Source organism: Yoonia sp. GPGPB17 (assembly GCF_037892195.1).
GTDB lineage: Bacteria > Pseudomonadota > Alphaproteobacteria > Rhodobacterales > Rhodobacteraceae > Yoonia.
Genome location: NZ_JATACI010000002.1, coordinates 1,234,926 through 1,260,671, shown reverse-complemented (window position 1 = coordinate 1,260,671; position 25,746 = coordinate 1,234,926). Strand labels below are relative to the sequence as shown.

Sequence of the window (25,746 nt, the reverse complement as noted above, 5' to 3'; positions counted from 1 at the left end):
TCGCCATGCGCTTAACCAAAGATTTGGGAGTTGTTGTTAAAACACCCCTCGCGGAGGGCTATGATGAAACGGCTGATGATGTGCGGTGGTCTGCTGTTGTCCTTAGCGGCCTGCGGCGGCGGAGGCGGTGGCGGCGGCGGAAGCGGGATTGACCCCCGGCTGGCACGTCTTGATGTGTACGAAGCGCAAAAACTGCGTGTGCTGGGTGATCCGGGGGCAGGGGTGATGGGCATGCCGGTGACCACTGCAGAGGATGTACCGGTGGGTGGCGCGATGACATTTGCAGGGTCTGGCACCATGCGGGTTGAGACCGGTGCGGAGCCGGTCGTGATTTTCGGTGATGCACGGTTGAGCGTGGATTTTGACAATGGCGATGCTGCGGGTGCCATTGAAAACACTTTTGGCACCAATGCCAATGGTGATGTGATGGACTATAATGGCACGATTGCTCTGCAAAGTGATGGGCCAGGGCAGAACATGGCTTTGGACTATCAAGGCACGCTTAACAGCAGCGGGCGCGCCTTGACCTTTGATGGCACAATGCGTGGGGTGTTCTTGGGCAATCCGGTTAGGGCCCTGACGGCGGGCGATCTAGAGGCAGGTATTGACGATAATGGTGTGATGCGCAGCGGGACACTGATTGTAACGATGGAGGTGGAGGAAACACAAAACCCCTAAGCCATGGTATTGCTACCGGGCAGAGGCATTGCGCAGCAGTGATGCGGCCTGCGCAGTGGGGATCAGGCTTGTCTTGACTTCATAATCCAGATGCGGCCGGTGGGCATGGTCTGGTGACGTCTCGCCTGCGGAAAAGGCATGGCGGGTGTGCGGACCGATCAGATGGGACTCGGCGCCAATGCCTTCCGCATAGATGATGTGATGATCATCGAAGATCAGCTGAAAGTAGTCCACAAATCCGCCGTGGCGGCGCAGGACGGTCGTGTGGTCCACCAGATGCCGCGCCTTGATCAGCACTTCGGCACGGCCCGCGCCCAAGTGATCTTCACGCTGGTAAATGAACAGCCGATGGTCCGGACGCACGACCAGATCACGGTCGTTGTGCAGTGCGCCTTTGGTGATCACAACGGGGGCAAAGCGACCTGAGGCCCGCAACGTAGCCAGCCCGATATGGCGAATAGGTTGCCTGCCCGCATCACGCGTCAGGACCATATCGCCTGCGGCGAGGGTTTCGATTGGGCGCATTTGCCCATCGCCCATAGTAATGCGGGTGCCGCGCGCAAATGACCCGCTGGCGGCTTCGGCAAAACGGCGAGTGGCCGTGTGCCGTTCAATCCCGACCAACCGATAGTCAACAGACGGGAGCAACTCGCCCAGCGGCAGCAAAAAGATATCTGCGACGCCATGATCCTCGATTTCAACAAGGATTAAGGCTTCGTGCGTGCTGCCATCGGGGGCCATCATTGTCAGGCAGCTATCCAGATGCACGGTGTTCCGGTTGCCTGTGGCCTGCTTTAGCCCCGTTTCATCGGCAATCAAATCAAGTGCGACTGTTGAGGCGCTAAGCGGCTATCTCAAACATATCATCCAGCACAAGCTCATCGGCAAAAGACAAAGGTTCACCCTTCATGACGCCGCCGCTGACGGTGACATGGTTTGCGCGCAGCACATCGATGGTGATGAGGCTTTGTGACATGGCTAAAGGGGTTACACCGGGGGTGCCGGAAGGCCAAGCAAGAACACGAAATCGCTAGGATGGGTTTGCCCAATGCAGGGTCCAGTGCTAGGTCCAGAGCAACCGCAACGAAAGGGATGCTATCATGGATTTAGGGATCAAAGGAAAACGTGCGCTGGTCTGTGCGTCATCAAAGGGTTTGGGCCGTGGCTGTGCCGAAGCGCTGGCGGCTGCAGGGGTGAATTTGGTCTTGAACGGGCGCGGTACGGACGCGCTTGAGGCGACTGCGACACATACTCGCAGCACTTACGGTGTAGATGTTGTTGCTGTGGCGGCCGATGTTGCGACCGAAGCCGGACGCGCTTCATTGCTGGACGCGGCGTCGGATGTCGATATCCTGGTGAACAACGCAGGTGGTCCGCCTCCGGGTCTTTGGTCTGATTGGGATCGGGACGATTTCATAGCTGCATTGGACGCCAATATGCTGGCACCGATTGCACTGATGAAGGCGCTGATGCCCGGGATGATCGACAAAGGCTGGGGGCGGGTTGTGAATATCACGTCCGGGTCTGTGAAAGCACCTATTCCGCAGTTGGGCCTGTCGAATTCTGCCCGTGCCGGTCTGACGGGCTATGCCGCAGGCACCGCGCGCCAGGTGGCGCAATTTGGTGTGAACGTGAACAACATGCTGCCGGGCATTCATGCCACCGACCGCGCCGTCAGCCTTGATACCGGCGTGTCCAAGGCGCAAGGCATTGATATTGCGGAGGCCACGGCGCAGCGTCAGGCCACAATCCCTGCACGTCGCTATGGCACCAAGGAAGAGTTTGGCGCGATGTGCGCGTTCCTGTGTTCGCAGCATGCTGGCTTTATCGTTGGCCAGAACATTGTGCTGGATGGTGGCGCAATCAACGCAACGATCTGATGGCTCAAAACTTTAGCCTCAACGATCAGCTGTTTAACCCCACGACAGTGGGGCAGTTAGGGCAGCACTTTGAAGAGGCGGGCGTTTTTGCGTCCGCCCCTTTTGTGAAAGACGTTCTTTCGCAGATGGGGCCACTGGCGTTGAAAGAGCGGATCAATCTGATCGCCGCGGTTTTGGCCACCTATCTGCCAGACGACTTTCCAAGTGCTTGCGATGCGATCCTGACAGCCTTACCGCCGCCTCTAGATCCGAGCCTCAGCGACGATGATTTTGGTCATTTCATCTACGCGCCCCTCGGCGTCTATGTCGAAACCCATGGGCTGGAAGCGCATTTGCAACTGTCGCTGGATATGCTCACCGCGATCACACAACGCTTTTCGATGGAGTTCTCGATCCGGGCGTTCCTGAACCGCTGGCCAGATGAGACCTTGGCGCGGATGCAAGATGAATGGCTCGGCCACGACAACTATCATGTGCGCCGGTTGGTCAGTGAAGGGACGCGGCCGAAACTGCCGTGGGGGCAGGCCATTGGGTTGACGCCCGCGCAAACCCTTCCACTTCTTGATCAATTGCATGCGGACCCAACGCGGTTCGTGACCCGGTCAGTCGCCAATCATCTGAACGATATCACAAAAATTGAGCCAGAAGTGGTTATTGACCGGTTGTCGGCTTGGCAGACGGCAGGAACACAGGATGGCAAAGAACTCGCGTGGATGCGCAAACATGCCCTGCGCGGTTTGATCAAAGCCGGACATCCGGGGGCGATGGCGCATCTGGGGTATGACCACAATGTAAACGTCAACCTGACGGATTTCGCGATCACGCCAGATACCGTTGCCCGGGGCGATGCCGCAGACATTCATATGACGATCACACCAGCAAAAGATGCGCCATTGATCGTGGACTATGTGATTGATTTCATGAAGGCCAATGGCGCGCTGGCGCCCAAGGTCTTTAAGCTAAAGGTGGTGAACGCCTAGGCTGGGGTGCCGCTAATTCTGACCAAGCGCCATGTGTTCAAAGACAACGCGACGACATTTCGGCTCTATCCCGGCCCGCATCAACTCCATGCGCAGGTCAATGGGCGGGTCGTGGCGAGCCTGCCTTTTGTATTGACCTGACTTGCCCCGCCGTCCAACTGTTGTTAGGTGCGCTATGCCCAATAGTTTTTGTCAGGGATAAAGCCCGCCCCCATGCAAGCCCCCCGCCTTGAGATTAAGAACATCGTCAAAGACTTTGGCGGCCGCCGCGTGGTGGATGATGTGAGCCTGACGGTCATGCCGGGGCAGGTTACCTGCCTTTTGGGGCCATCGGGCTGCGGTAAATCGACGACCTTGCGCATTATTGCCGGGGTGGAAGGTCAGGACCGCGGGTCTATCCACGTTGATGGCAAGCTGGTCTGCGATGCCCGCATGACGCTACCGCCCGAACAACGCAATATCGGACTGATGTTCCAGGACTTTGCCTTGTTCCCGCATTTGACAGTCGCGCAGAACGTGGCCTTCGGCCTTGCCGGACGTAAAGTGACGGATCGGGTGCATGCGTTGCTCAAGAAGGTCGGCATGTCTAGCCATATTGACGACTATCCGCATCAGCTGTCAGGCGGTGAGCAACAGCGGGTTGCCCTTGCCCGGGCGCTTGCCCCACGCCCGCAGATCATGCTGATGGACGAGCCGTTTTCGGGCCTTGATGATCGCTTGCGCGATGATATCCGCGACGAAACGCTGGAGGTTCTCAAGAGCGAAGGCACCGCTGTGTTGCTGGTCACGCATGAGCCGGGCGAGGCAATGCGTATGGCCGATGAGATTGCACTGATGCGTGACGGTAAAATCGTGCAGCAGGGCGCGCCCTATAACATCTACAATGCGCCAATCGACATTCAGGCGGCGGCCTTTTTTAGTGATATCAACGTGATCCGTGGTAAAGTTGAAGGGGCTTTGACGGATACCCCCTTTGGCCAGTTCCTTGCGCCTGGTGTCCCTGATGGCACCGATGTCGATATCGTGATCCGCCCCCAGCACCTGAAGATCGAGTTTGATCGCGCAGGTCGGGGCCCCAGCCCGACCCCGGTGGAAGGGACGGCTGCGCGCGGCGTTGTCGAACGGGCGCGGTTCATGGGGGCGTCCAGTCTGGTCGAGTTCCGCATGGATTTCGATGGCGCGATCCTGAAGGCCGTTGTCCCTTCGGTTTTTCTGCCCAAACCAGGCGTGCCGCTCTGGCTGATGATCCGCCGTGACCGGTGCTTTGTGTTTGCGCGTTGATGAAGTCGCGCGAAGCGAACCACTGCTAAGAGCCCGTCGTGAACTATGCTGCGCACTGTCCAAATGTCCGATCCGTCATGCCATCAGTTGAAAACGATACAACACAGAGTTTGGCGACCAGTATGGCGGAACTGCTCCAGCGTCCAGTTCACCACCCAGGCGTTCAGCTAGGCCTCGCGACGCAGAATTCTCGCGATGCACAAGCGCAGTTATGCTCGAGAGCCCAAGCTCCTGTTTTGCTCTGGAAGGGGCCACAGTGTCAGATGCGGTAAACTCCAAGAAGGGCACCGAAGGAAATGGGACGTCAGAATTACTACGTCCGATCCCAAAAGCCTTCTGCATCCATATACGCAACATGGACATCGAACAGCGATACAAGATCGCTTGGGTACTTCAGACCCTCCTCATTCATGATCCGCGTACTTAAACGACAATCATACTCTTGAATATTGTTCGCCGAACTCAACATTTTCTGTTCGGCATCTGGCCTGAGATAGAGAGGCGCGAGCCGTGAAATGGGATTCGACGGATCAAGCTTTGCAATGCGCTCCTGCCATTGCGCGAAAGGCACAAGGTCAATTGGGGAAAGCATCGCAGAAAGCCGCACGATCATCTCACGCCACGTGAGGTAACCCGTATTGTTAAACACGTTAAGAGCAGGCCACCGTCATGCGTAAAACGTTCAAGAGCCATAATGTTGCCCGCAACTGGGGCCGGAGTTAAGTTAAACACCCGGTCGAGATCGGGGGCACACCCCATCATCAATACGCCCCGCAGCAGCAGGAAAAGCTGGTTGTCCTGAAACAGGCATCTTCCAGTTTCAGCCGACCCGACAATTCGGCCCAATCTGAAGATATTCGCTTTCCCGCCACTCAAGTGGAACTGTGATAACAATCGCTCGGATGCCCACTTTGTCTGAAAATATCCCATATCGGAACTGATCGGGGTCCCGTCTGGAAAGTCCTCGTTCAACCGACCGTCAATACCCCTTCGCACAGCGGCCCCCAGTGTGGAAACAAAGTTGATTACCTTAGGTCGCTTTGGTTTTGAGAGCTGCAGCAGTTCCAATGTGCTTTCGACGTTTGCACATTTGAGAGTATCGTAGCTATGCAAGTGATTGACCTGCGCGGCAACATGAAAAACGGTGTCAATCTCTGCCTCTAACTTGGCGCGGCCAGCGTCGGAAAGCCCTAATCCAGGAGCCGCAATGTCGGCCTCCATCACGTCGTACCTCAGGCCGTTAAGACTCTTTAGTTGGTAGGTTTCTTCTGCTGCCGTCAGTCGTTCTTCAAATCGCTCTATATCACGGGCCAAAAACACGAAACGCGCGTTTGGATGGAGTCGAGCAAGGCTGTCCACCAGATGTGAGCCGACAAAACCAGTACCCCCAGTAACAAGCAGGGCCGCTTCCTGAGCTGCATCTTTCATTTTGATTGCTCCTTGACCAAATTTGATCGTGTCTGAGGGGCAGGCAGCATTCTGCGAAGGACAGAATTTAAGAGGCCACCTTCCCGAAAGTAGCTTTTCTCACGGCTTGTGCTGATCGCGACGGGGGCGTCGAACCTCACAAGACGTTCGGCATCGCGACGTTCCACTTTTGCAAGCCACTGGGGTTGAGTCAGATCAATCCGAACAGACACGATCTCATTCCCGTTTAATCCGTAGCTTTGATGGCTCTCACCTTCGGGGAAAAGTAGGGGCAACACACCCATCCCAACCAGATTGGCACGATGAATGCGTTCAAAACTTCGCGCTAGGATTGCTCGGATCCCAAGCATATGAGGACCCTTTGCCGCCCAATCGCGGGACGAGCCTGCGCCATAGTCATGTCCGGCAATCACGACCATGGGCGTTCCATCGTCACGATAGCGGCAAGCAGCTCCAAAGACGGTCATCTCTTCGGCTGTCGGAACATGTCGCGTTATGCCACCGGCGGCGCCGGGCGTCATAAGATTGGACAACCTCTTGTTGGCAAAGATACAACGTACTGACACGGAGTGGCTACCGCGGCGCGTACCATAGGAATTCAGCAAATGCGGGCGTTCGCCGTTTCTTAGGAGATATTGACCGGCGGGGCTGCTTGCGGGAATTTGACCGGCTGGCGCAATATGGTCCGTGTTTATGGAGTCGCCTAACATCGCCAGCACATGTGCACCTTCGATCAATACGTTATCTTCAATGAGTTGGCGTTCGGTCGAGATGTAAGGTGAGCGTTCAATGTAGCCGGACTGTGCCCGCCAGGGAAACCGATCAGATGAGTCGACGGCAAGCGTGTTCCAATTCGCGTCACCTTCCAAAGCGTTGGCGTATGTTGCTGAAAAATGCTCTTGCCGGACCGATCGAAGTACTTCGGCTTCCACTTCATCTCGGCTTGGCCAGAGGTCAAAGAGATGAATCGGTTCGCCGGCTTCACCATAACCCAGCGGCTCTTCGACCAAATCTCGACCGATATGACCAGCGATTGCATAAGCAACTACAAGGGCAGGTGATGCCAGGAAGTTCATCTTTACGTCATCATGAATGCGACCTTCAAAGTTGCGATTGCCCGAAAGAACTGCTGCGGCTGTAAGGTTTTGCTCGGAAATTCTGTCACTGATCCCTGGCAAAAGTGGTCCTGAATTGCCAATGCAGGTCGTGCAGCCGAAGCCAACCAGGTTAAATCCAACTTGAGCCAGCGCATCCTTCAGCCCTGCGTCATCAAGATAGCGCGATACAGCTTGGGAACCCGGAGCAAGTGACATCTTCACCCAAGGTTTCCCGCGCAGGCCACGCAGCGCCGCGTTTCGCGCAAGAATCCCTGCGGTGATCATACCATGCGGATTTGATGTATTGGTGCAAGACGTGATCGCAGCTATCACTATCGCGCCATCACCGAAGGCATCAGCTTTGGCGGCTTCTGCAAAGCACTCCGAGACAGCTTCAGTTTCAGCAACATGTGCTACATCTTTTAGGGCGATGCTGTCTTGGGGTCGACGTGGTCCTGCCATTGTCAGTCCGATGTCGGATAGATCAATCTCTACCATTTGCCGAAAATCTGGTTCTGGCGCATCCGGCGCCGAGAAGAGCCCCATACGCCTTGTCAAAGCCTTTAGTCGCGCGACATTCGCTGCGCCTCGACCAGTGAGTATGAAGTATTGTAGTGTCGTCTCGTCCACGGGAAACAGACTTGTGGTTGAACCAAATTCCGGGGTCATGTTTGCGATTGTACATCGGTCTGCGGCAGAAAGATGCGAAACACCTGGCCCAGTAAACTCAAGGAACCGACCAACAACCCCAACTTTTCGCAATCGCTCGACAATGCGCAACACAAGGTCGGTGGCACCAATTTCGGAACTTGGGCGACCAATCAACCGAACACCTAATGTGTCAGGAAACGGAATAGACATAGGTTCGCCTAGCATCGCAGCCTCGGCCTCAATCCCTCCGACCCCCCACCCGAGAACCCCCAGACCATTGACCATGGGCGTGTGAGAGTCCGTACCAAGTACTGTGTCAGGATAGACGAGTGCTGGACCCGAACGATCATGTTCTTCCATCACAAGATGGCTGAGGAATTCCAGATTTATCTGGTGCACAATGCCATTGCCCGGAGGAATGAGGCGCAAGTTATCAAAGGCGACTTGGCACCACTTAAGGAATGAATAGCGCTCGGCATTGCGCTCGAATTCCATTTCCATGTTGTGCCCAACGATGTCGCGACCACTCGCGCGGTCAACTTGGATTGAGTGATCAATCACCAAATCAACCGGAACTTTTGGGTTTACCTGCCTTGGGTCTCCACCGCGTTCGGCCAGTTCGTCACGCATTGTCGCCAGATCAACCAGCGCAGCTGTCCCTAGAAAGTCTTGCAATAGTACACGAGCCGGTCGAAAATCGATGTCCTGTGATACCGTGTCACTGTTGCGCCAATTGAGCAATGCGGAGACCTGTTTCTCATAGTCTTCAACCTCGTCACGGTTTCTGAAGACATTCTCTAAGACAATCCGTTGGGTGTATGGCATAAGTTTGAGATCAGCCCCCAACTGATGAATATCCACCGCTGTCAGCAATTTGTCGGAAGAGTGGTCATCATTTATGTGGAATGTTTGGAAGGCATTGGTCATTGTCGCACTCCTTGCGAAGGGAACGGAAAAGATTGGTCCAAGATGTGAATTCCCGTGTGTTTCACGGACGCCGGGCGCGTTTCGATTGCTGTGTCAACCTCCAAACAATCAGGATTCAGCTGGTACAAGCGCAGCGTGGGCATCTGTTCGTCGTGCAGGCAAACGGACAACGCGTGACCCAGCATGCGAAAGGTGCGCACTGTCAATCCTGTGGTTTCAGAGTACCAAAGGTCTTGCGTGGAACGACCACTAGGAAAAAACTCTACTTTGTCGGGCGGAAACGCGAGCCCTACGCCAAGTGCCTTTAGGAATGCCTCTTTTCGCGACCATGCTTCTACGAAAAACCATGATCGGTCATGAGAGGTCCTCTTGCTGGCAAGGTTTTGGTACTCCGACGCCGACATGAATGCTGTCGCAACATCTTTCAGATTTCCGGATGGATGAAGAGGTTCAATGTCAACGCCGCACTGATGGCCACGCGCCACCACAACGGCGACGGCCTTGCGGCTGTTTGAAAGGTTAAAGTGCACGTCGCAGTCTGGAAGGTAGGGTTTCTGAAGAAAGGACCGCCTAAGCCGATTGCATGGATCAAAACCTACGACCTGTCTTAGGATTGACCGAACCATCAGTCTCCCGGCAAGCACGACGCGGCGGACCGTCGGGTCGTGTTGTCTGTCAGCACATTCGATGTCGGAAGTTGTGCTGACAGACCGCAGGAAACGCTCACAGAGGAGGCGATTTTCCAGGAGGAACACGCCGGGGAGAGCCAATTCAGTCATTGCATAAGGCTTCGGACAAGTTGCAGCCGCGACGCTTCGTGGACAAAATAAAAATGCCCGCCCGGGATCATGTCCATATCCAGCGCGCGGTTTGTACACTCCTGCCAGCCTAAGACATCTTTCGGAGTCACCTGTGTGTCCCGAGTACCAACGTAGCAGTGAAGCTCTGTACCGAGCCGGATCGGTCTGCCTGCGTTGTGATCTTCGATGATTTGAAGATCACTGCGGATTGTTTGCTCAAGCAGTTCAAAAATCTGTGTGTCAGGCACCTCAGCGCCATCAGCCCGCGCAAGCGTGGTGACGTGATTTCGCAGTGCCTCTTGCGACAGTTGGTGAAGATATGGTGCAGGATAACCCTTTGAAGGTGAACGGCTGGCAGACAGATGCATGACTCGCGGCAATAGTTCGCCGCAGCGTGCGAGGCGCTGCGCGGCTTCATGCGCGATCCAGCCACCCATACTATGGCCAAAAAAGGCGAACTCATCTCCCCCAAGTGAAAGAATCTTCGCAGTTAGGTCGTCGGCAAATATGTCGTCCATGCGCTGCAAAGGAGGTTCAGACAACCGAGCACCGCGCCCAGGAAGCGAGAGACAAAAGAGTCGCGTGTCAGGCAGCGCTGCGCACAACCAACGATAGGCATTGGGACTGCTACCAGCATGTGGAAAGACAAAGAGAGTACGCCGCGGTGCGGCTATGCCGTTCAAAGGTTCAAAACATGCATTCACCACCTTGCTCCTTTTGATCTACAAGCTTGTAATTCCTACATAAATAAGCCGTACTGCAGTGATCCCTGCGGCAATTCGGATAATTGTCTTGAAAACATTGGTATTGATCATCCCGATCACCATGTAGCCAACGACAGCGCCGAGAATGATTACCGGCAAGAACAATAGGTTTAGGGCGAATGTTTCGGGCGTGATTAGGCCAAGGCTGATCGAAAACGGCACTTTGAACAGGTTCAGCACCAGGAAGTACCAGCTGCGTGTGCCGATGAATTCTCTTTTGCTAAGTCCAAGCTGGAGGAAGTAGATCCCAAGAAGCGGTCCAGCTGCGTTCGCCATCATAGAGGCGATACCAACAAGAATACCCACAATCCAACGATAGATCAGACCCTGCCGCGCTTTTAGTTCTTTGCCCTCTATAAGATAACCCGCAACCAGCATCACGGTGATGATGACGCCAAGTACTATGCTGAAGATGTCGGGATTGATCAGATCTAGCAGAAAGTAGCCAATCAATATGCCGATGGCAGTTATCGGAAAGAACTTCAGGATAATCGACCAGTCACAGGATCGGCGGTAGTAGATCACCGCCATGATGTCGCCGAAAACCATGATCGGCAACAGAATGCCGATTGAGTCTTTGGCGGGAAATCCTATCGCAACCAACGGTACGGCAAGTATCACCATGCCGCCCACCGAGGTTTTCGAGAAGCCGACAAGAAGCGAAGCAGCGAAAAGGGCCAGATAGGCAGTGAGACTGTAATCAAACATGAGGGCGTGTCATCTATTCATTCAATTGGCACGGACCCAATGAAGGGCCCGCGTATTTCATGGACTATCGTTCAGTATGAACTTCGGAAGCACGGGTCATTAGGGCGTCAACATCAGCAAGAAAAGCGGTCGCTTTAGGAGCTATTTGTTGGCCCGCGGTATGGGTGCTGTCCAGACGTTCAGTAAGGCACTGGATTAGGTCACCAAACTCTGGAACTTGATAGAGCTCAGCCAGAGTCAGCTTTAGGTTTAGCCTGCGACCAAGCGCCTGCTGCAATCGGACAAGCAGCATAGAGTCGCCACCCAAGGCAAAAAAGTTGTCTGCTTCACCGATGACATCGCAGCCAATTAGGCTTTGCCAAATCTCGGTGACTGCCGCGTGCAGTTCGTTGGGCGCTATCTGCTTGGGTGTCTGCTTGGGCGTCGGAACAGAGGTGCTGTTCTCTACATTATTCTCTATCGATCCAAGCCACGCTTGTTCCCGGCAGAACGGATAGCCGGGGAGTGCGACCCGGCGAGGTGCACGTCCCGCAAAGTATGCTGCCCAATCGAACGTTACACCTGCCGTCCAGGTCGCGGCAACAGCACCGGCAAGTCCTGCGTCATCGCTGGCTTCAGGTTCAGGTTGCGTTGCGGACAATACAACTCTGTCGGGGTCAATTCCGGAAGCAATCGCGAGATGCGACAGAACACCGCCCGGTCCCAGTTCCAAGAACAGCGCTTCGTCGGTGTCCTCAAAATGGGCGAGGCAGGACATGAAACGAACAGTACTCCGGAGGTGTAGCGCCCAATACTTTGGATCGGATGCCATCTCAGGGGTCAACGGCTGACCAGTAACATTTGATACTATCGGGACTTTCGGCGCTCTGAGACGTCGCAATTTAAGTTCAGCTTCTAATGGCGCCAAAGCGCCGTCCATCAACCTCGAGTGAAACCCGTGCTTCGCATTGACGACTCGGCTCTTGATACCCGATACCGCAAACTCTGCGGCGACTGCCTCTATCGCTTTATCGTCCCCGGCCAGGACTGTGTGCTCGGGCCCGTTTGCGGCGGCAATGCAGACGCCATGGCGTTCAGCGACTTCTTGCATCGATTGCTCTGACGCCCGGACGCCCAGCATTACACCTGGCGAAGCTGATTGCATTAGTGCTGCGCGTTTCGCAATTGCAGCCAACGCATCTTCGAGGCTCATCACTTCAGCAATGCATGCGGCAACATATTCACCGAGACTGTGACCTACCATCGCGTCGGGTCGCACCCCCAGCTTAGCCACAGTTGCGCCAAGGCATACTCGAACGTGAAGAGCACGGGCTGGGTGAACTGTGTTTCGGCCAGCCTGTCATTCTTTTTCGCAATTTCATCGCTGCCGTCATCCAAACTGGAAAACACGAGTGAGCGCAAATCAACACCGAGAATAGGCAGTAAAGTCTGGCTGCAACGGTCGACTACGCCGCGAAAAACTTCGTAGCGGTCATAGATTTCACGAAACATATCAACTGACTGTGCGCCTTGCCCGGGAAACATCCATATAAGTTTAGGTTGCTTCGCTTTGATTTGGGTGATCTCTGTCGCCCGCTCACGAAGTGACGCGACCAATTCCACTGCGGAATTGCCAGAAACTGCAGCACGAAAAGGCAGCACATTCCGTCCAGCGGCCATACTGAAGGCAATGTCTTCTAGTGAGTCGTTTTGGGTTTCTAGATGCATGGCCAGTCTGGTTAGTCGCGCGGCCAATGCTGCTGGAGACGCACCCGATACCGTCAGCGCTACATTGCGTGGCGGTGCCGCCGCCGATCGGAATGATGGCGTCGGCACGGATCGTAGCACCAAATGCACGTTTGTACCGCCAAGCCCAAAAGAGCTGACGCCTGCCGTCCTAGGCCGCAGATGTTTTGGCCAAGGCAAAGTCTTGGCTGCCACTCTGAGCTTTGAATCGGGGAAGTCTATCCTGCTGTTTGGTGTAGAGAAATTTGCCGAAGCTGGAATGTTTGAGTTGCTTAAGGACAGCGCCGTCTTGATCACACTTACAACACCTGCCGCAGTGCTGAGATGACCGAAGTTGCCCTTCACCGAGCCGACCATGCAAGGCAGTGTTTCGGTACGGGTTGCCAAAACCTCTGCAAGCGCAGCTGCCTCGATTGGGTCGCCAAGTTTGGTGCCAGTTCCATGGGCCTCAATGTAGTCGATATCGTCAGCATTGATTTCGGCTTGTCGCCAGGCAACGTCGATGGCCTTGACTTGGCCCTGTATCGAAGGCGCGCTGAACCCTGCTCGAAAGTTTGCATCATTTGCCGCCCCAGAGCCGCTGATCACAGCGTAAATGTGGTCGCCATCTTCCAAAGCTTGGTCGACAGGTTTCAGGAGAATGGCTCCGCCGCCACTGCCAAACACTGTGCCGCTGGCATCATCATCAAAGGGTCTACATACACCGTCGATCGCCTCTACGCCGATTTCTCCCCCCAAATAACCAACACCGTGCGGCAGAAGCACTCTCGCTCCGCTAAAGCAAGGGCCATCTGGCACTCACCAGTTCTGAGACTTTGGCACGCCATATGGATAGCGGCGGCTGAGCCAGAACAGGCTGAATCGACATGGAGTGCGGGACCCGACAATCCTAGCCGATAGGAGATATAGGTCGCCGCATAGGTACGGTCATTATACAGCAGCGCGCGTGGAATGCCCACATCCTCAAGAATACTGTTGTTCGGTCTGATGTTCTGTTCAAAATATGCGTTCTTGCCAACGCTCATGAATACACCGACATCGGCACCGACTTGATCGGGCGTATAAGCTGCGTCTTCCAACGCGTTGACTGAGCACTCGAGCGCCAGACGGTGTTGCGGATCCATGAGCCGCGCTTCGGCCTTAGAGATACGAAAGTACTCAGTGTCGAATCCTTCAGCTTGGTCGATGATGGAGGAAACCGGGACGTAACGTGGATCTTTTAGGTCTTGCGGTCGAACACCACGGGAGAGGAGCTGGTCACGGGATTGCGTTTGCAGCGCGACATCGCCTTCAACAAGCATTTCCCAGAAGTCATTAATCGTGTCTGCGCCAGGTAACCGTACTGCCATGCCAATGATCGCGATGCCATCCGTTTGCGTGTTTGGCTCATCCTGCGACACCGGATCAGTCAATACAGAAGCTTTTGCGGGTTAGTGCCCTGTCTTGGCTGCTAGCAATGACAGCAGAGAGCTTTGGCGCGCGACAGTGGCGTGCTGAAACAGGTCCGTCAGCTTTAACTTGTCGGGCCAACTGTTCGACAGCAGCCGGTAGAGCTCTACGATTTTTAAGGAGTCGCCGCCAATGTCAAAAAAATTGCGATCTTCCGGAACATCAGCGACCCCAAGAACTTGGCTCCATGCCGTTTTCACAATCGAACTGCACGACTGCGTTGCTGGAACGTTAACATCAGTCAGAGCCAGAAAATCTGGTTTTGGCAGCCGCTTTCGATCCTTCTTGCCATTCGAGGTGAGCGGTATCCGATCTATGGGTATCATTAACGCGGGAATCATATAGCTCGGTAGCTTTTCCGAAAGCGCATCCCGCATCCCTGAAATCGACCCGCCAAGTTCCTGCAGATAAGCAGCCAGAACCGTCTGCCTGTTCTGGTCTTCGACGGGCGTTACAACCACATCACTTACGAGCCCACTTTTTAAAATGGCCTGTTCGACCTCCATTGTATCAACGCGGTTGCCACGAATCTTGACCTGAAAGTCCTTGCGCCCCGCATGAATGAAGTCGCCATCTGGCGTCCGTCTCCCCAGATCGCCCGTGTGAAATGACCTCATCCCGTCTTCATGTTCGATGAACTTCCCTGCCGAAAGCTCTTCGCCACGCCAATAGCCGCTCGAAATATAGCGACTACGAACAACGATTTCGCCGACTTCCCCTTCTGGCACCGGCTGGCCAGCCTCGTCTAGCAGTCTGATGTCCGTTTCACTGACCGTCGCGCCGAGGCGCGCGCGATTGATGTTGCGCTTCTGCGACATCAACAAAGTACTGACTGACGGCACCCGTTTCAGTCATCGCCAAGCCGCACGACAACTTGCAGCCTGGCACGAACATACGACTGAAGTTTTCAATGTCGTTGGCATAGACTACCTCTCCCCCAAGTTTGACGATGCGTACGCTGGGATAGGTTACGCCCTGCGACATACAACGCACGAGATGACGGAAGACAGTGGTGACCGAGCAGTAGATTGTGATCTGGTTGTTTGCGATCCACTCCGGCAGGCTCGCGAGTTCCTCGCCTGTGACGGTTAAGATGTGAAGGCATGCACCGTTCAATAGCGCGTTGTAAGTGTCGCGAAGACCGCCATAAACATTGATCCGGTAAAGCAGGCTCTGACGGTCTTCAGCGGTGATGCCGAAGCCTTCCGTATGAACAAATGTATTGTGAAGCACATGCCCATGATCTTGCAGCACGCCCTTGGGTTCTCCTGTCGAACCAGACGTGTAGAGAACGTAAGCAGGGCGGGTCATATCGTTCCGCTTCAACTGCGCAATGTCGCCCACTGGTCTGTCGACAGATGCCGACTCAAAGCAAATTACTGTTTGTGCATCGCCGCAGAGCGGCTGCACGAGGGCGCTGTTCGCAAGATCAGTAAGTATGACCTGCGCGCCTGAGGCCGCGATGATACGTGCGTTCCGCTCCGCCGGAGCATCGATATCGAGAGGTAGGAAGAAGCCTCCGATTTTCAGAACACCCAACATCGACGAAATGGCGCGCGCGCCTTGCGGGAGAAATACGACAATCGGCGTATCCTGAATCGACTTCCGGTCAAGAAGTGCTGCAACTCGATTTGCGTCACGATTGAGTTCAGCATAACTTGATATGTCGCCGTTGTGGTGAACCGCAGGGCGGTCGGGATAGGTGGATACGATACGTTCGAATGCTGTAATGATGCTTTGATCTGCGAAAAGCGGACTTGTCTCAAATGAATTTTGGTAGCTCATATTGACTTTCCTTCCGTATTAACGGGTTGGCTCTCGTCAAAGCAGGAGGTAACCGCCTTAGGAATGATCACGCTTCTCCTGCACATGCCAAAACGTTAAGAGAGAAAAGGGATTTTCTATAATGTGATTATTTTGCGCTGCAGCAAAAATTTTGCGCTGCAGCATTTCTTGTGTGTTTAGGGCCGACCTAAGCAAGATTGCGCCAATCGGCGGTGGCTTTTTGCCGATCTTGGAGTGTCAATAAGCGCTTCGCCCAATCAATGAGTGCTATGCCCAATGGGTTTTCGGAGAGAGTTGTAGTCACCTAGTCTTTCTTTGATTATTGGTGTTTTTCTCGGTAGACGTGTCAGTCTAGTTTTTGAGGATGGCTACGTCATGGTAGAAACAACTAAGAATCAACTCAACTACAGGGGGTGATTTTGTTATGCGTGTATCACAACTGCCGTCATTGAGTGCTTTGCGGGTACTCGAATCTGTATCTCGGCATGGCAGCTTTGCGGCCGCAGCATCAGAACTGGGCATGACCCAAAGCGCGATTAGCTACCAAGTTCGCAATCTTGAATCCAGTTGGGACGTCAAGCTATTTGATCGAACCCGCCGTGGCGTAACGCTGACGCAAGACGGCATTTTGGTGCGCAATCTTGCGCAGGTAACGCTGCAAAACATTGTTCAGACTTTTGGTAAAGTTCGCCAAGATTCACATTCTGACAGTATTAGGGTTTGTGCCCCGCCTTCTCTGGCAGCCCTATGGTTGGTACCGCGGTTGGAAGGCTTCCTGGCGGCGCATCCCGGCATTGAGATCGTGCTGAAAACAGCGTCTCCTGGCAACACGGGAGGTGATGGAAGCTTTGACCTCATGCTGTCAATTCACCCCGAGGCGCCATGTGGCGAAGACTGCCGCGAAGTTTTGACCGATATTTGTTTCCCTGTTGCCAGCACAGCTTTATTGCGTGAACAGGAAGCACCTTTAGATTCGCTAGAGGGTCTGCGTCGCGTGTGCCTGTTAGACCGCACGCTGCCCAATTCTGGCGCGCTGACTTGGGATTCATGGTTTGAGCAATTTGGTATCGACGTATCACACAGGGCGAACAACAAATCGAATGGCATTCGCTTCGGCAACTCAAACCTGCAAATCATCGCCGCCGAAGCGGGCATGGGAGTAGCGCTAAGTCGAGGTCTGCTGGTACTTGATCGGCTCAAAAGCGGTGCGCTGAACAAAGTCGGGAATGCATGGCTGCCGTTTCCCAACAAACTCTTTGCGTCTTTGGATACAAAGAGGACCCCGCAAGTAGAGATGTTATTTGATTGGATCATGGAGGAGGCAGGCCGATCCGAAAGCGAGTTGTGCGGGCTTATCTAGACGCAATCGCTGGCAAATCAGTTTGCTTTCGCCGTATGTCTCACCTTCAGACATACCCGACTTGGCGTTTCTTTCAACTGCCAGCTATCAACTACATTTGAGGCTCATACCCGTTTTCGCATTTCGTTTAACTAGTCGAACGGTAAACGGCACTGCTGTGGGCTCGCACGGTAGTGGAAGTCTGTTCTGTGGAAGGGCACCATTGCCTTGGCGCAGCTGCAGCAAATTGGCGCTTTGTCCGCAACGTTGCAGTGATGTATGCTGGCTATTTCAGACGGGCTGCGCGCCCACCGCGCCGTTTGGTGATCAGGCCCGCCCGCGATGGCAGTTCTTCCATAACCGCCTTGCGGGCATCTGCTGACATGCCTGACCAGGCCCCGATCTCGTCAATGGATCGCAAACACCCTGTGCACAGGCGGCTTTTGGGTTCTATCACGCAGACCTTGACGCAGGGGCTGTCGATTTCGGCCCGTTTCCAGATGTCGTCTGTGTTTTCAGGTATATTCACGAGTCTGCCCTCAAATGCGCCATGCGGTCCAGCATGCCTTGCAAGATATAACCCGCCGCCACGTGGTCAATAACCTCTGCGCGACGTTTGCGTGACGTATCCGCCTCAAGCAGCGCGCGTTCCGCAGCGACGGTGGACAGGCGTTCGTCCCAAAAGGTAATCGGCAGGGGGGTGAGCTTCTCCAGATTGCGCGCAAAGGCACGGGTCGCCTGGCAGCGCGGCCCTTCGGAGCCGTCCATATTCATCGGCAGACCCAGCACGAGGCCGGTGATCATCCGATGCGTGGTCAGTTCCAGCAGCTTTGTTGCATCAATCCCGAATTTCTTACGCTTGATCGTCTCAAGCGGGGTCGCGACCGAGCGCATTACATCCGAAACAGCAACGCCAATCGTCGCTGTGCCGAGGTCCAATCCGGCCAGCGCGCCCATATCAGGGATTGCGGCGATAAACGCCTCGGGCGTGTCGCAGATCATTCCTCCAACACGCCTGCATCGCGGGCGGCATTGGTCAGAATTTCCATGCCGCGCATGCTGCTGACAAAGACTTGCTGTGCTTCGGTCCAGACGGTGCGTGCGGCCTCCTGATCGCCCAATACGCCGTAAGCGCGGATCAGGCGTGCCCAGTCCTGCGCCGGGCCGCCTTCGTTCGCAAGGCGGCTCGCAAGCCCGGATACCATGCCGCCGATCATGGCTTGGCGGTCCTCGGGCGACATTTCTGCAGCTGCATCCATATCAGCAAATGACGGGCCACGTGCCTCTGGCACGGCGTATTCGACACCAGCGCGGAAGGCCGCATCGCTGACCTGCGACCTTGCGCTGGCAATGTGGAAGTTATTTGGATCGCCGGTCTCGATGATGTCGCGCCATAGGCGCAGCGCCAGATCGGGGCGGTCAGTCTGGTTGTAGAGCGCACCCAAATAATAACGGGCCGCCGTATTCTGATCGTCCCGTTCAAAGATTTGCTGGATGACCTCTTCGGCCTCGGGCGACACAAAACCGCCAGCGGCAACGACCTTGAGGTCGAGTAAGCGCTGGAGATCGGCCGTTTCAATCGCGTCGCCTTTGATCTGGTTCACCTGTGCTTGCGCGTCGGCGGCACCGGCGTAGTTGCGCAACTCGACCTCGTGAAAGGCCAGACGGCTCCAGGCTTCAAGGTCGTCGGGGCGGGTGGGGGCGATAACACGTAGCTGGTCTATCGCGTTGCGATAATCATCAGGCACCTCAACTGGCGGTGGCGCGGGCGCTGCGGCCTCAAGCGCGTCTTGTGACGGGCGGTTGAGCCGCATTTCTTCACTGGCTGCAAGACGCGCTTGCAGCGGCAGGTCAGGATACCCCGGTGCGCCGAGCGTCCAGTACGTACCAAAACCCAGCGCCAGCATGATCGCAACAATCGCAGCAGACAGCCAACGGGTGGGTGTTGCGACACCCGTGGGCGTTGTCGCGGCCTTGTCAGCTGCCAGCAGGCGGCGCGCAACTTCGGTCCGGGCCCGCTCGGCCTCGTCAGGGGCCAGCAGATCACGCTCCAGATCGCGGTCAATCTCGGCCAACTGCGCGCGATACACGGCGATGTCCGGGTTGTCGTCACCAATCTCTTTTGGCTGCAAAAGCGGTTTCACGATCAACGCGGTTACAACGAGCGTCATCACTGCGCATACAAGCCAGAAAATCATCAGTTTTGGGTCCTTTACCTTGGGCTGACATAAACGCCCGATGTCTTCATGAAAAGGGCCTGCGACGCCATGACAATTCACGACACCGCCAGCATGTCGTAAAATGCAAACTATACGCCGCTGAGAGTATCCTCTTGGGTCCATGCAGGGTCCAGATAAGGTGCCAAGGCATCGCCCGCCTGCCACAAGGATTCTGGACTCTGATGAAACGCTATTCTGCCTTTGCCATCGCCAAAGAAGCCATGCGCCAACACACCGGCTGGGACCGGGCGTGGGCGAAACGTGAACCCAAGAAGAAGTACGATGTGATCATCGTAGGTGCAGGCGGACACGGGCTGGCGACGGCGTATTTTCTGGGCAAGAATTTCGGGATTACCAATGTCGCAATTCTTGAAAAGGGTTGGCTGGGTGGCGGCAATACCGGGCGCAATACGACAATCATTCGCTCGAACTATCTACAAGATCCTTCGGCTGCGATCTATGAAAAGTCGCGCTCGCTTTATGAGACGATGTCGCAGGACCTGAACTACAACGTCATGTTCAGCCCGCGTGGTGTGATCATGCTGGCCCAAACCCAACACGAAGTGCGCGGCTATAAGCGCACCGCCCATGCGAATGCCTTGCAAGGGGTGCAGACCGAGTGGATTGAGCCCGCGCGCGTGAAAGAACTCTGCCCGATCATGAATATCGACGGGCCACGGTACCCGGTCCTTGGTGGCCTCTGGCAGGCCCGTGGCGGCACCGCGCGTCACGATGCGGTTGCTTGGGGCTATGCGCGTGCCTGTTCGGACATGGGCATGGATGTGGTCCAGCAATGCGAAGTGCAGGGTGTGCGGCAAGAGGGTAGCAAGGTTGTTGGCGTGGATACGTCGAAAGGGCCAATTGACTGCGACAAACTGGGCGTGGTCGTGGCCGGGCATTCTGGCGTTTTGGCGCAGATGGCTGGGTTCCGGCTGCCGATTGAAAGTGTTGCTTTGCAGGCACTGGTGTCAGAGCCGATCAAACCGGCCATGGATATTGTCGTTATGGCCAACACCGTGCACGGCTATCTGTCGCAATCCGACAAGGGCGAAATGGTGATCGGCGGTGGCACCGACGGGTACAACAACTACACCCAGCGTGGATCGTTCCACCATATCGAGGAAACGGTACGCGCTTTGGTCGAAACCTTCCCGATGCTGGCGCGCCTGAAGATGCTGCGGCAATGGGGCGGAATCGTGGATGTGACGGGTGACCGCTCACCCATTCTGTCAAAAACACCAGTTGAAGGTGTCTTTGTAAACTGTGGCTGGGGTACAGGCGGGTTCAAAGCGATCCCTGGGTCTGGCTGGGCCATGGCCGAGTTGATGGCCAAAGGACACTCACCACTGACCGAAGAGTTCAGCATGTTCCGCTTCCGCGAAGGCAAGTTCATTGATGAAAGCGTGGCCGCAGGGGTGGCACACTGATGCTATTCAACCCCATCCTCATCATCGTCGGACGGTTTGCTGCAAACCCCGTCTATCACCACAAAGATGATAGCGGTCGAAAGGATGCCGCCGATGACAATAAGTACAAGTTCCATGTCACAAACGTAACACCTGGCTGCTTGCCTGCGACCCCGGCGGCGGTTGGCCGAGTGCAATCGGCGGAAATGGCCGCGGTTTGCCTAAACCAGCCGGGGATTTCCGCTTATGTTCCTTATGCTAAGGGTTTGGCGATGATGGGTCTGTCTCAGAAGGAGGACGCACCATGGATGAATTCAGCCACACCAAAACAAATACCTCCAGCGGGAGCGGCATCGGTTTCCTTGTCGCTGCTGTTATCGTCGTTCTGGTCCTGCTCTATGCGCTGTTTGCAGGCGGTGGTACCAGCACAACCGTTGATCCAGCGACATTGGGTACAACGGACCAAGGCGCCCCTGTTCTTGAAGAAACTGCACCAGCACAACCGGTCGCCCCAGCTGTGGGCGAATAATACTACCACTACCACTACCACTCACCACTCAACGGCCAAAGGCGGGCGCAGCAATGCGCGCGCCTTTGGTGCGTTTGTTGCAGCTGTGCGCCGTTTCGACATTCCCAACACCCTCTACATCAAAGGTGCCCCATGCTGATCCTGCATTGCCCCTGTTGCGGCGTTGATGCCGACGAAACTGATCTGCACGCTGGCGGTCAGGCCCATCTGAAACGCGAAGGGCCGGGGTCATCTGACGATGATTTTGAGGATTACCTGTTCATGCGCGAGAACCCCAAGGGCGTGCATTTTGAACGCTGGCGGCACGTCTATGGCTGCGGCAAATGGTTTCACGTGGCCCGTTGCACCAACACACTCGAGGTTTTTGGCACCTATCCGGCCCAAACGCTTGAACCACCACAAGAGATCAAAGACAAAATTTCGGCCAAACGCCCGGGTTGGTCTTGGGGGGATTTCAAATGAGCACCCGTTTGGCAAACCTTGGCCGTCTGATCAACAAGGACAAGGCCGTCTCTTTTACCTTTAATGGCAAGCACTTGCGTGGGTTTGAGGGTGACACACTCGCCTCAGCCCTGCTGGCCAATGATCAGATGCTGGTCGGTCGGTCGTTCAAGTATCACCGGCCGCGCGGCGTTGTTGCCTCTGGTGCCGAAGAACCAAATGGTTTGGTGAACTTAGGCAAAGGCGCGCAGTTCGAACCCAACGCCCGTGTGACCACAACTGAATTGTTTGAAGGGCTGACCGCGCAATCGCAAAACCACTGGCCGACGCTTGAGTTTGATGTGGGTGCAATCAACACGCACCTGTCGCGGTTCCTGCCTGCGGGTTTTTACTACAAAATGTTCATGTATCCGCGGTCCTTCTGGAAACACGTTTATGAACCCGTGATCCGCAAATCTGCGGGCCTTGGCAAAGCGCCCAAGGACCGTGATCAGGGCACCTATGAGCATTTCCACTGTCACGTTGATGTTCTGATCGTAGGTGGCGGTATCTCAGGTCTTGCCGCGGCAAAGGCTGCGGGTGAGCGCGGTGCGCGTGTTCTGCTGATGGAACAAACAGCAGATTGGGGTGGTCGGGCCGTCGTAGATACGCCGAAAATTGACGATATGCTTAAGCGCAAGAGTGGATTAACACCACTTTGGAAGCACTTGAAAAAATGGCGAATGTTGATCTACGCCTGCGTTGCATGGGCGCGGGTGTTTATGATCACGGCTATACACTGGCCTATGAACGCCTGACCGATCATGCGCCCGACAATGATGGCCCACGGCACCGCTTGTGGCGTATTCGTGCCAAGCAGATCGTCACGGCGACGGGCGCGATTGAGCGACCCTTGTCTTTCGCGGCAAACGATCTGCCCGGTGTCCTGCTGGCCTCTGCCGTGCGCGACTATGCGGTGAATTTTGGTGTCTCCATTGGTGACCGTACCGTTGTAGTGACAAACAACGACGATGCATACCGCACGGCGATTGTCCTTAAGGAAGCGGGCCTTGAGGTGCCTGTGATCATTGATGCCCGCACGAAAGCAGACGGCGCACTGATAGACCGTGCCCGCGCGTTGGGTATCCGTATTGAGATGGGGAAGGGCATTGCCAAGGCCAAAGGGGGCAAGCGCGTGACAGGCGTAGCCCTCTGTGCACAGGCTGGCGAAGGCGCTGTGCTGGAAGAGATCGCATGCGATTGCATTGCTATGTCAGGCGGCTGGTCCCCTGTCGTGCACCTGTGGTCGCACTGCGGCGGCAAGCTGAACTGGGACCCCGCGCAAGTGATGTTCCGCCCAGATCCAGAGCGTGCGCCAACAGCCGCGGATGGCGAAGGATTTGTCATCACCGCTGGCATCGCCAACGGACATTTGTTCACAGCAGAGGCCGTGAGTGACGGTTGGGCCGCTGGCCGTGCTGCGGCCAAGGCCGCAGGCCACACCAAGCGCGGTGCACAAGCGCCGATGGGGGAAGATGCGGTGGAAGGCCCGATTTCCCCAGTTTGGTTGATGCCGCAGGGGGCAAGCCATGCCTTGCGCTCAAAGGCGTGGCTGGATTTCCAGAACGATGTGAAGGTCAGCGATGTGCAACTGGCCGCCCAAGAGGGGTTCGAGAGCGTTGAACATACCAAGCGCTACACGACGTTGGGCATGGCGACGGATCAGGGGAAGCTAAGCAACATCAACGGCTTGGCGATCCTTTCGCAATCGCTGAATGCAGATATCCCGAACGTTGGCACAACGACTTTCCGCCCGCCATATACGCCCATCTCGCTGTCTTCGATCGCAGGTGTTGCCAGAGATGAATTGTTCCAACCCGTGCGTATGACGCCCATTTCGGAATGGTCGAACGCAAATGGTGCTGACAACGAACCTGTCGGCCAATGGCGCAGGCCTTTCGCCTATGTACGGCCTGGTGAGAGCGTGCATGACGCCGTCAATCGCGAGGTCAAGAACACACGCGAGAACCTTGGTTTGCTGGATGCATCCACCCTTGGCAAGTTGATGGTCAAAGGCCCGGATGCGGGCAAGTTCCTCGATATGATGTACACCAACATGATGTCCACGCTGCCCGTCGGCAAATGCCGCTATGGTCTGATGTGTTCTGAAAACGGGTTTCTGATGGATGATGGCGTTGTCGTGCGGATGTCCGAGGATACATGGCTATGTCACACCACCACCGGCGGGGCCGAGCATATCCACGGCCATATGGAAGACTGGCTGCAATGCGAATGGTGGGACTGGAAGGTCTATGTCGCCAATGTGACCGAGCAATATGCGCAGATCGCCGTTGTCGGCCCGAACGCGCGCAAGTTACTGCGCAAGCTGGGTGGCATGGATGTCTCCGCCGAGGCATTACCATTTATGCAGTGGGCCGAAGGCAAGATCGGGGACTTCGATGCGCGCGTATTCCGCATCTCATTCTCGGGCGAGCTGTCCTATGAAATTGCTGTGCCAGCGGGGCAGGGTGCGGCCTTTTGGGCGGCGCTGATGGAAGCCGGCGAAGAGTTCGGGATCATGCCCTATGGCACCGAGACCTTGCATATCCTGCGGGCCGAGAAGGGCTTTATCATGATCGGGGATGAGACCGATGGTACGGTGATCCCTCAGGACCTGAACCTGCAATGGGCGCTGTCGAAGAAGAAAACAGACTATCTGGGCAAGCGTGCGCATGAACGATCCCACATGGCCGATCCGAACCGTTGGAAACTGGTGGGGCTGGAGACCGAGGACGGCTCGGTTCTGCCGGATGGGTCATATGCAATTGCCTCTGGAGAAAATGCCAATGGGCAAAGCAACACGCAGGGCCGTGTGACCTCGACATATTACTCCGCCAATCTTGAACGCGGTATCGCGATGGGGCTGGTTCACAAGGGGCCGGAGCGGATGGGAGAGGTGATCGAATTCAACAAGGTCGATGGCACGACAGTGCGGACCAAGATCGTTGACCCAGTGTTCTATGACAAAGAAGGGGAGAAGCAGAATGTCTAATGCTGTCAGCGCATTGCACGGCAAAGTGGCCCCCGGTGAAGTCACCATCCGCGAGGCGGGCCTGCGCGGGATGATCATCCTGCGCGGTGATCTGGGCGACAAAAAACTGCGCAAGGTTTGCACTGATCTGACCGGGGTGAAGTTTCCGGAGGGCGGGCAAGCCAATGCCGAAGGTGACAAGGGCCTCTGCTGGATGTCGCCTGATGAACTGTTGGTGCTTGTGCCCTATGCGAAAACTGGCCAAGCGGCGGCACAGATTGATGCGGCATTGAGCGGGACCCATTATTTGGCCGAAAATGTCTCAGACGCGCGTGCGGTCATCTACGTTGAGGGCGCGTTCGCCCGTGAAGTGATCGCCAAGCTTGCGCCGGTTGATCTGCACCCTGACACGTTCAAGGCTGGCGATTTCCGGCGGACGCGCCTTGGGCAGGTCGCAGCGGCTTTCTGGATGCGGGATGAGGATACGTTTATGGTGATCTGCTTTCGCTCGGTGGGGCAGTACACGTTTGATCTGTTGGCGGCATCAGCGAAAGCAGGGTCGGTCGGGCATCTGGGGTGAGGATTGTGCGGGTGCAAGCGGCAGGTGAATGGCCGCTTTGAGCGCATTGGCACTGCCTGAGACACTTGT

At 55.7% G+C, this 25,746-nt stretch carries 22 protein-coding genes and 3 pseudogenes; 10 read left to right on the top strand and 15 right to left on the bottom strand.

What is annotated here, in order from left to right:
• Nucleotides 1–60 precede the first annotated feature (60 nt).
• Nucleotides 61–678, top strand: coding sequence for a hypothetical protein (locus QTO30_RS06820; RefSeq protein ID WP_340423378.1), 618 nt, complete (start codon nt 61–63; stop codon nt 676–678).
• A 12-nt stretch (nt 679–690) separates the two neighbouring features.
• Here the strand turns inward: QTO30_RS06820 and QTO30_RS06815 are convergent, their stop codons facing one another.
• Together QTO30_RS06815 and QTO30_RS06810 are read right to left on the bottom strand one after the other, a co-directional pair.
• Complete coding sequence (locus QTO30_RS06815) at nt 691–1,497, bottom strand: Hint domain-containing protein (protein ID WP_340423377.1); 807 nt, start codon at nt 1,495–1,497, stop codon at nt 691–693.
• Between the two features lie 22 nt (nt 1,498–1,519).
• Nucleotides 1,520–1,654, bottom strand: coding sequence for a hypothetical protein (locus QTO30_RS06810; RefSeq protein ID WP_340423376.1), 135 nt, complete (start codon nt 1,652–1,654; stop codon nt 1,520–1,522).
• A 124-nt stretch (nt 1,655–1,778) separates the two neighbouring features.
• On the opposite strand from QTO30_RS06810, the gene QTO30_RS06805 reads away from it, so the two are divergent.
• From QTO30_RS06805 to QTO30_RS06795, 3 genes are all read left to right on the top strand, one after another.
• Nucleotides 1,779–2,558, top strand: a complete 780-nt coding sequence (locus QTO30_RS06805) for an SDR family oxidoreductase (protein ID WP_340423374.1) — start codon at nt 1,779–1,781, stop codon at nt 2,556–2,558.
• Nucleotides 2,558–3,538 (top strand): hypothetical protein, encoded by a 981-nt coding sequence (locus QTO30_RS06800; protein ID WP_340423373.1) that lies wholly within the window; start codon nt 2,558–2,560, stop codon nt 3,536–3,538. The genes QTO30_RS06805 and QTO30_RS06800 overlap by 1 nt, the downstream gene beginning before the upstream one ends.
• A gap of 213 nt (nt 3,539–3,751) precedes the next feature.
• A complete protein-coding gene (locus tag QTO30_RS06795; protein ID WP_340423371.1) occupies nt 3,752–4,819 on the top strand; it encodes an ABC transporter ATP-binding protein in 1,068 nt (355 codons plus the stop codon).
• Nucleotides 4,820–5,132: 313 nt separating this feature from the next.
• Here QTO30_RS06795 and QTO30_RS06790 read toward each other — a convergent pair whose 3' ends face one another.
• From QTO30_RS06790 to QTO30_RS06750, 10 genes and pseudogenes are all read right to left on the bottom strand, one after another.
• Nucleotides 5,133–5,432 (bottom strand): hypothetical protein, encoded by a 300-nt coding sequence (locus tag QTO30_RS06790; RefSeq protein ID WP_340423370.1) that lies wholly within the window; start codon nt 5,430–5,432, stop codon nt 5,133–5,135.
• The gene (locus QTO30_RS06785) at nt 5,429–6,247 is read right to left on the bottom strand and encodes an SDR family oxidoreductase (RefSeq protein WP_340423368.1); all 819 of its coding nucleotides are present in this window, start codon (nt 6,245–6,247) and stop codon (nt 5,429–5,431) included. Before QTO30_RS06785 ends, QTO30_RS06790 begins: the two co-directional genes overlap by 4 nt.
• Complete coding sequence (gene acnA / locus QTO30_RS06780) at nt 6,244–8,922, bottom strand: aconitate hydratase AcnA (protein WP_340423367.1); 2,679 nt, start codon at nt 8,920–8,922, stop codon at nt 6,244–6,246. The genes QTO30_RS06785 and acnA overlap by 4 nt, the downstream gene beginning before the upstream one ends.
• Complete coding sequence (locus tag QTO30_RS22055; RefSeq protein WP_445327178.1) at nt 8,919–9,548, bottom strand: 4'-phosphopantetheinyl transferase family protein; 630 nt, start codon at nt 9,546–9,548, stop codon at nt 8,919–8,921. Before QTO30_RS22055 ends, acnA begins: the two co-directional genes overlap by 4 nt.
• 149 nt (nt 9,549–9,697) lie before the next feature.
• A complete protein-coding gene (locus QTO30_RS06775) occupies nt 9,698–10,426 on the bottom strand; it encodes a thioesterase II family protein (protein WP_340423366.1) in 729 nt (242 codons plus the stop codon).
• 18 nt (nt 10,427–10,444) lie between these two features.
• The gene (locus QTO30_RS06770) at nt 10,445–11,194 is read right to left on the bottom strand and encodes a sulfite exporter TauE/SafE family protein (protein ID WP_340423364.1); all 750 of its coding nucleotides are present in this window, start codon (nt 11,192–11,194) and stop codon (nt 10,445–10,447) included.
• Nucleotides 11,195–11,261: 67 nt separating this feature from the next.
• Nucleotides 11,262–13,630, bottom strand: a pseudogene (locus tag QTO30_RS06765) (ketoacyl-synthetase C-terminal extension domain-containing protein); the annotation flags it as partial.
• A gap of 5 nt (nt 13,631–13,635) precedes the next feature.
• Nucleotides 13,636–14,331: a beta-ketoacyl [acyl carrier protein] synthase domain-containing protein gene (locus QTO30_RS06760; RefSeq protein WP_340423362.1), complete on the bottom strand. Its 696-nt coding sequence runs from the start codon at nt 14,329–14,331 to the stop codon at nt 13,636–13,638.
• 18 nt (nt 14,332–14,349) lie between these two features.
• Nucleotides 14,350–14,874 (bottom strand): phosphopantetheine-binding protein, encoded by a 525-nt coding sequence (locus QTO30_RS22050; protein WP_445327177.1) that lies wholly within the window; start codon nt 14,872–14,874, stop codon nt 14,350–14,352.
• 219 nt (nt 14,875–15,093) lie between these two features.
• Nucleotides 15,094–16,153 (bottom strand): annotated as a pseudogene (locus QTO30_RS06750) (AMP-binding protein); the annotation flags it as partial.
• A 424-nt stretch (nt 16,154–16,577) separates the two neighbouring features.
• Here QTO30_RS06750 and QTO30_RS06745 point away from each other — a divergent pair.
• The gene (locus QTO30_RS06745) at nt 16,578–17,513 is read left to right on the top strand and encodes a LysR family transcriptional regulator (protein WP_340423358.1); all 936 of its coding nucleotides are present in this window, start codon (nt 16,578–16,580) and stop codon (nt 17,511–17,513) included.
• A 265-nt stretch (nt 17,514–17,778) separates the two neighbouring features.
• On the opposite strand, the gene QTO30_RS06740 is transcribed toward QTO30_RS06745, so the two are convergent.
• Genes QTO30_RS06740 through ccmI form a run of 3 tightly spaced genes read right to left on the bottom strand, consistent with a single transcriptional unit; the run spans nt 17,779 to nt 19,690 of the window.
• Nucleotides 17,779–18,021, bottom strand: coding sequence for a DUF1289 domain-containing protein (locus tag QTO30_RS06740; protein ID WP_340423357.1), 243 nt, complete (start codon nt 18,019–18,021; stop codon nt 17,779–17,781).
• A complete protein-coding gene (gene ruvX / locus QTO30_RS06735; protein ID WP_340423356.1) occupies nt 18,018–18,494 on the bottom strand; it encodes a Holliday junction resolvase RuvX in 477 nt (158 codons plus the stop codon). Before ruvX ends, QTO30_RS06740 begins: the two co-directional genes overlap by 4 nt.
• Entirely contained in the window at nt 18,491–19,690 is a 1,200-nt protein-coding gene (gene ccmI / locus QTO30_RS06730; RefSeq protein ID WP_340423355.1) for a c-type cytochrome biogenesis protein CcmI, read from the bottom strand. Before ccmI ends, ruvX begins: the two co-directional genes overlap by 4 nt.
• 203 nt (nt 19,691–19,893) lie before the next feature.
• Between ccmI and QTO30_RS06725 the strand changes: the two genes are divergently transcribed.
• The 5 genes and pseudogenes from QTO30_RS06725 (at nt 19,894) to QTO30_RS06705 (ending at nt 25,677) form a co-directional block, all read left to right on the top strand.
• On the top strand, nt 19,894–21,138 hold the full coding sequence (locus QTO30_RS06725) for a sarcosine oxidase subunit beta family protein (RefSeq protein ID WP_340423353.1): 1,245 nt from the start codon (nt 19,894–19,896) through the stop codon (nt 21,136–21,138).
• 283 nt (nt 21,139–21,421) lie between these two features.
• Nucleotides 21,422–21,646, top strand: coding sequence for a hypothetical protein (locus QTO30_RS06720; protein ID WP_340423352.1), 225 nt, complete (start codon nt 21,422–21,424; stop codon nt 21,644–21,646).
• A 132-nt stretch (nt 21,647–21,778) separates the two neighbouring features.
• Complete coding sequence (locus tag QTO30_RS06715) at nt 21,779–22,108, top strand: sarcosine oxidase subunit delta (protein WP_340423351.1); 330 nt, start codon at nt 21,779–21,781, stop codon at nt 22,106–22,108.
• Nucleotides 22,105–25,118, top strand: a pseudogene (locus QTO30_RS06710) (sarcosine oxidase subunit alpha family protein). Before QTO30_RS06715 ends, QTO30_RS06710 begins: the two are co-directional and overlap by 4 nt.
• Nucleotides 25,111–25,677 carry a sarcosine oxidase subunit gamma gene (locus tag QTO30_RS06705; RefSeq protein WP_340423350.1) on the top strand — a complete coding sequence of 189 codons (567 nt, stop codon included), beginning with the start codon at nt 25,111–25,113 and terminating at the stop codon, nt 25,675–25,677. Before QTO30_RS06710 ends, QTO30_RS06705 begins: the two are co-directional and overlap by 8 nt.
• Nucleotides 25,678–25,746 lie beyond the last annotated feature (69 nt).

Excerpts from the sequence above, each read along its gene's own strand:
- QTO30_RS06820 (WP_340423378.1), top strand. The coding sequence starts at position 61 with ATGATGAAACGGCTGATGATGTGCGGTGGTCTGCTGTTGTCCTTAGCG.
- QTO30_RS06810 (WP_340423376.1), bottom strand. The coding sequence starts at position 1,654 with ATGTCACAAAGCCTCATCACCATCGATGTGCTGCGCGCAAACCATGTC.
- QTO30_RS06805 (WP_340423374.1), top strand. The coding sequence starts at position 1,779 with ATGGATTTAGGGATCAAAGGAAAACGTGCGCTGGTCTGTGCGTCATCA.
- QTO30_RS06800 (WP_340423373.1), top strand. The coding sequence starts at position 2,558 with ATGGCTCAAAACTTTAGCCTCAACGATCAGCTGTTTAACCCCACGACA.
- QTO30_RS06795 (WP_340423371.1), top strand. The coding sequence starts at position 3,752 with ATGCAAGCCCCCCGCCTTGAGATTAAGAACATCGTCAAAGACTTTGGC.
- QTO30_RS06790 (WP_340423370.1), bottom strand. The coding sequence starts at position 5,432 with ATGATCGTGCGGCTTTCTGCGATGCTTTCCCCAATTGACCTTGTGCCT.
- QTO30_RS06785 (WP_340423368.1), bottom strand. The coding sequence starts at position 6,247 with ATGAAAGATGCAGCTCAGGAAGCGGCCCTGCTTGTTACTGGGGGTACT.
- acnA (WP_340423367.1), bottom strand. The coding sequence starts at position 8,922 with ATGACCAATGCCTTCCAAACATTCCACATAAATGATGACCACTCTTCC.
- QTO30_RS22055 (WP_445327178.1), bottom strand. The coding sequence starts at position 9,548 with ATGGTTCGGTCAATCCTAAGACAGGTCGTAGGTTTTGATCCATGCAAT.
- QTO30_RS06770 (WP_340423364.1), bottom strand. The coding sequence starts at position 11,194 with ATGTTTGATTACAGTCTCACTGCCTATCTGGCCCTTTTCGCTGCTTCG.
- QTO30_RS22050 (WP_445327177.1), bottom strand. The coding sequence starts at position 14,874 with ATGGAGGTCGAACAGGCCATTTTAAAAAGTGGGCTCGTAAGTGATGTG.
- QTO30_RS06745 (WP_340423358.1), top strand. The coding sequence starts at position 16,578 with ATGCGTGTATCACAACTGCCGTCATTGAGTGCTTTGCGGGTACTCGAA.
- ruvX (WP_340423356.1), bottom strand. The coding sequence starts at position 18,494 with ATGATCTGCGACACGCCCGAGGCGTTTATCGCCGCAATCCCTGATATG.
- ccmI (WP_340423355.1), bottom strand. The coding sequence starts at position 19,690 with ATGATTTTCTGGCTTGTATGCGCAGTGATGACGCTCGTTGTAACCGCG.
- QTO30_RS06725 (WP_340423353.1), top strand. The coding sequence starts at position 19,894 with ATGAAACGCTATTCTGCCTTTGCCATCGCCAAAGAAGCCATGCGCCAA.
- QTO30_RS06720 (WP_340423352.1), top strand. The coding sequence starts at position 21,422 with ATGGATGAATTCAGCCACACCAAAACAAATACCTCCAGCGGGAGCGGC.
- QTO30_RS06715 (WP_340423351.1), top strand. The coding sequence starts at position 21,779 with ATGCTGATCCTGCATTGCCCCTGTTGCGGCGTTGATGCCGACGAAACT.
- QTO30_RS06705 (WP_340423350.1), top strand. The coding sequence starts at position 25,111 with ATGTCTAATGCTGTCAGCGCATTGCACGGCAAAGTGGCCCCCGGTGAA.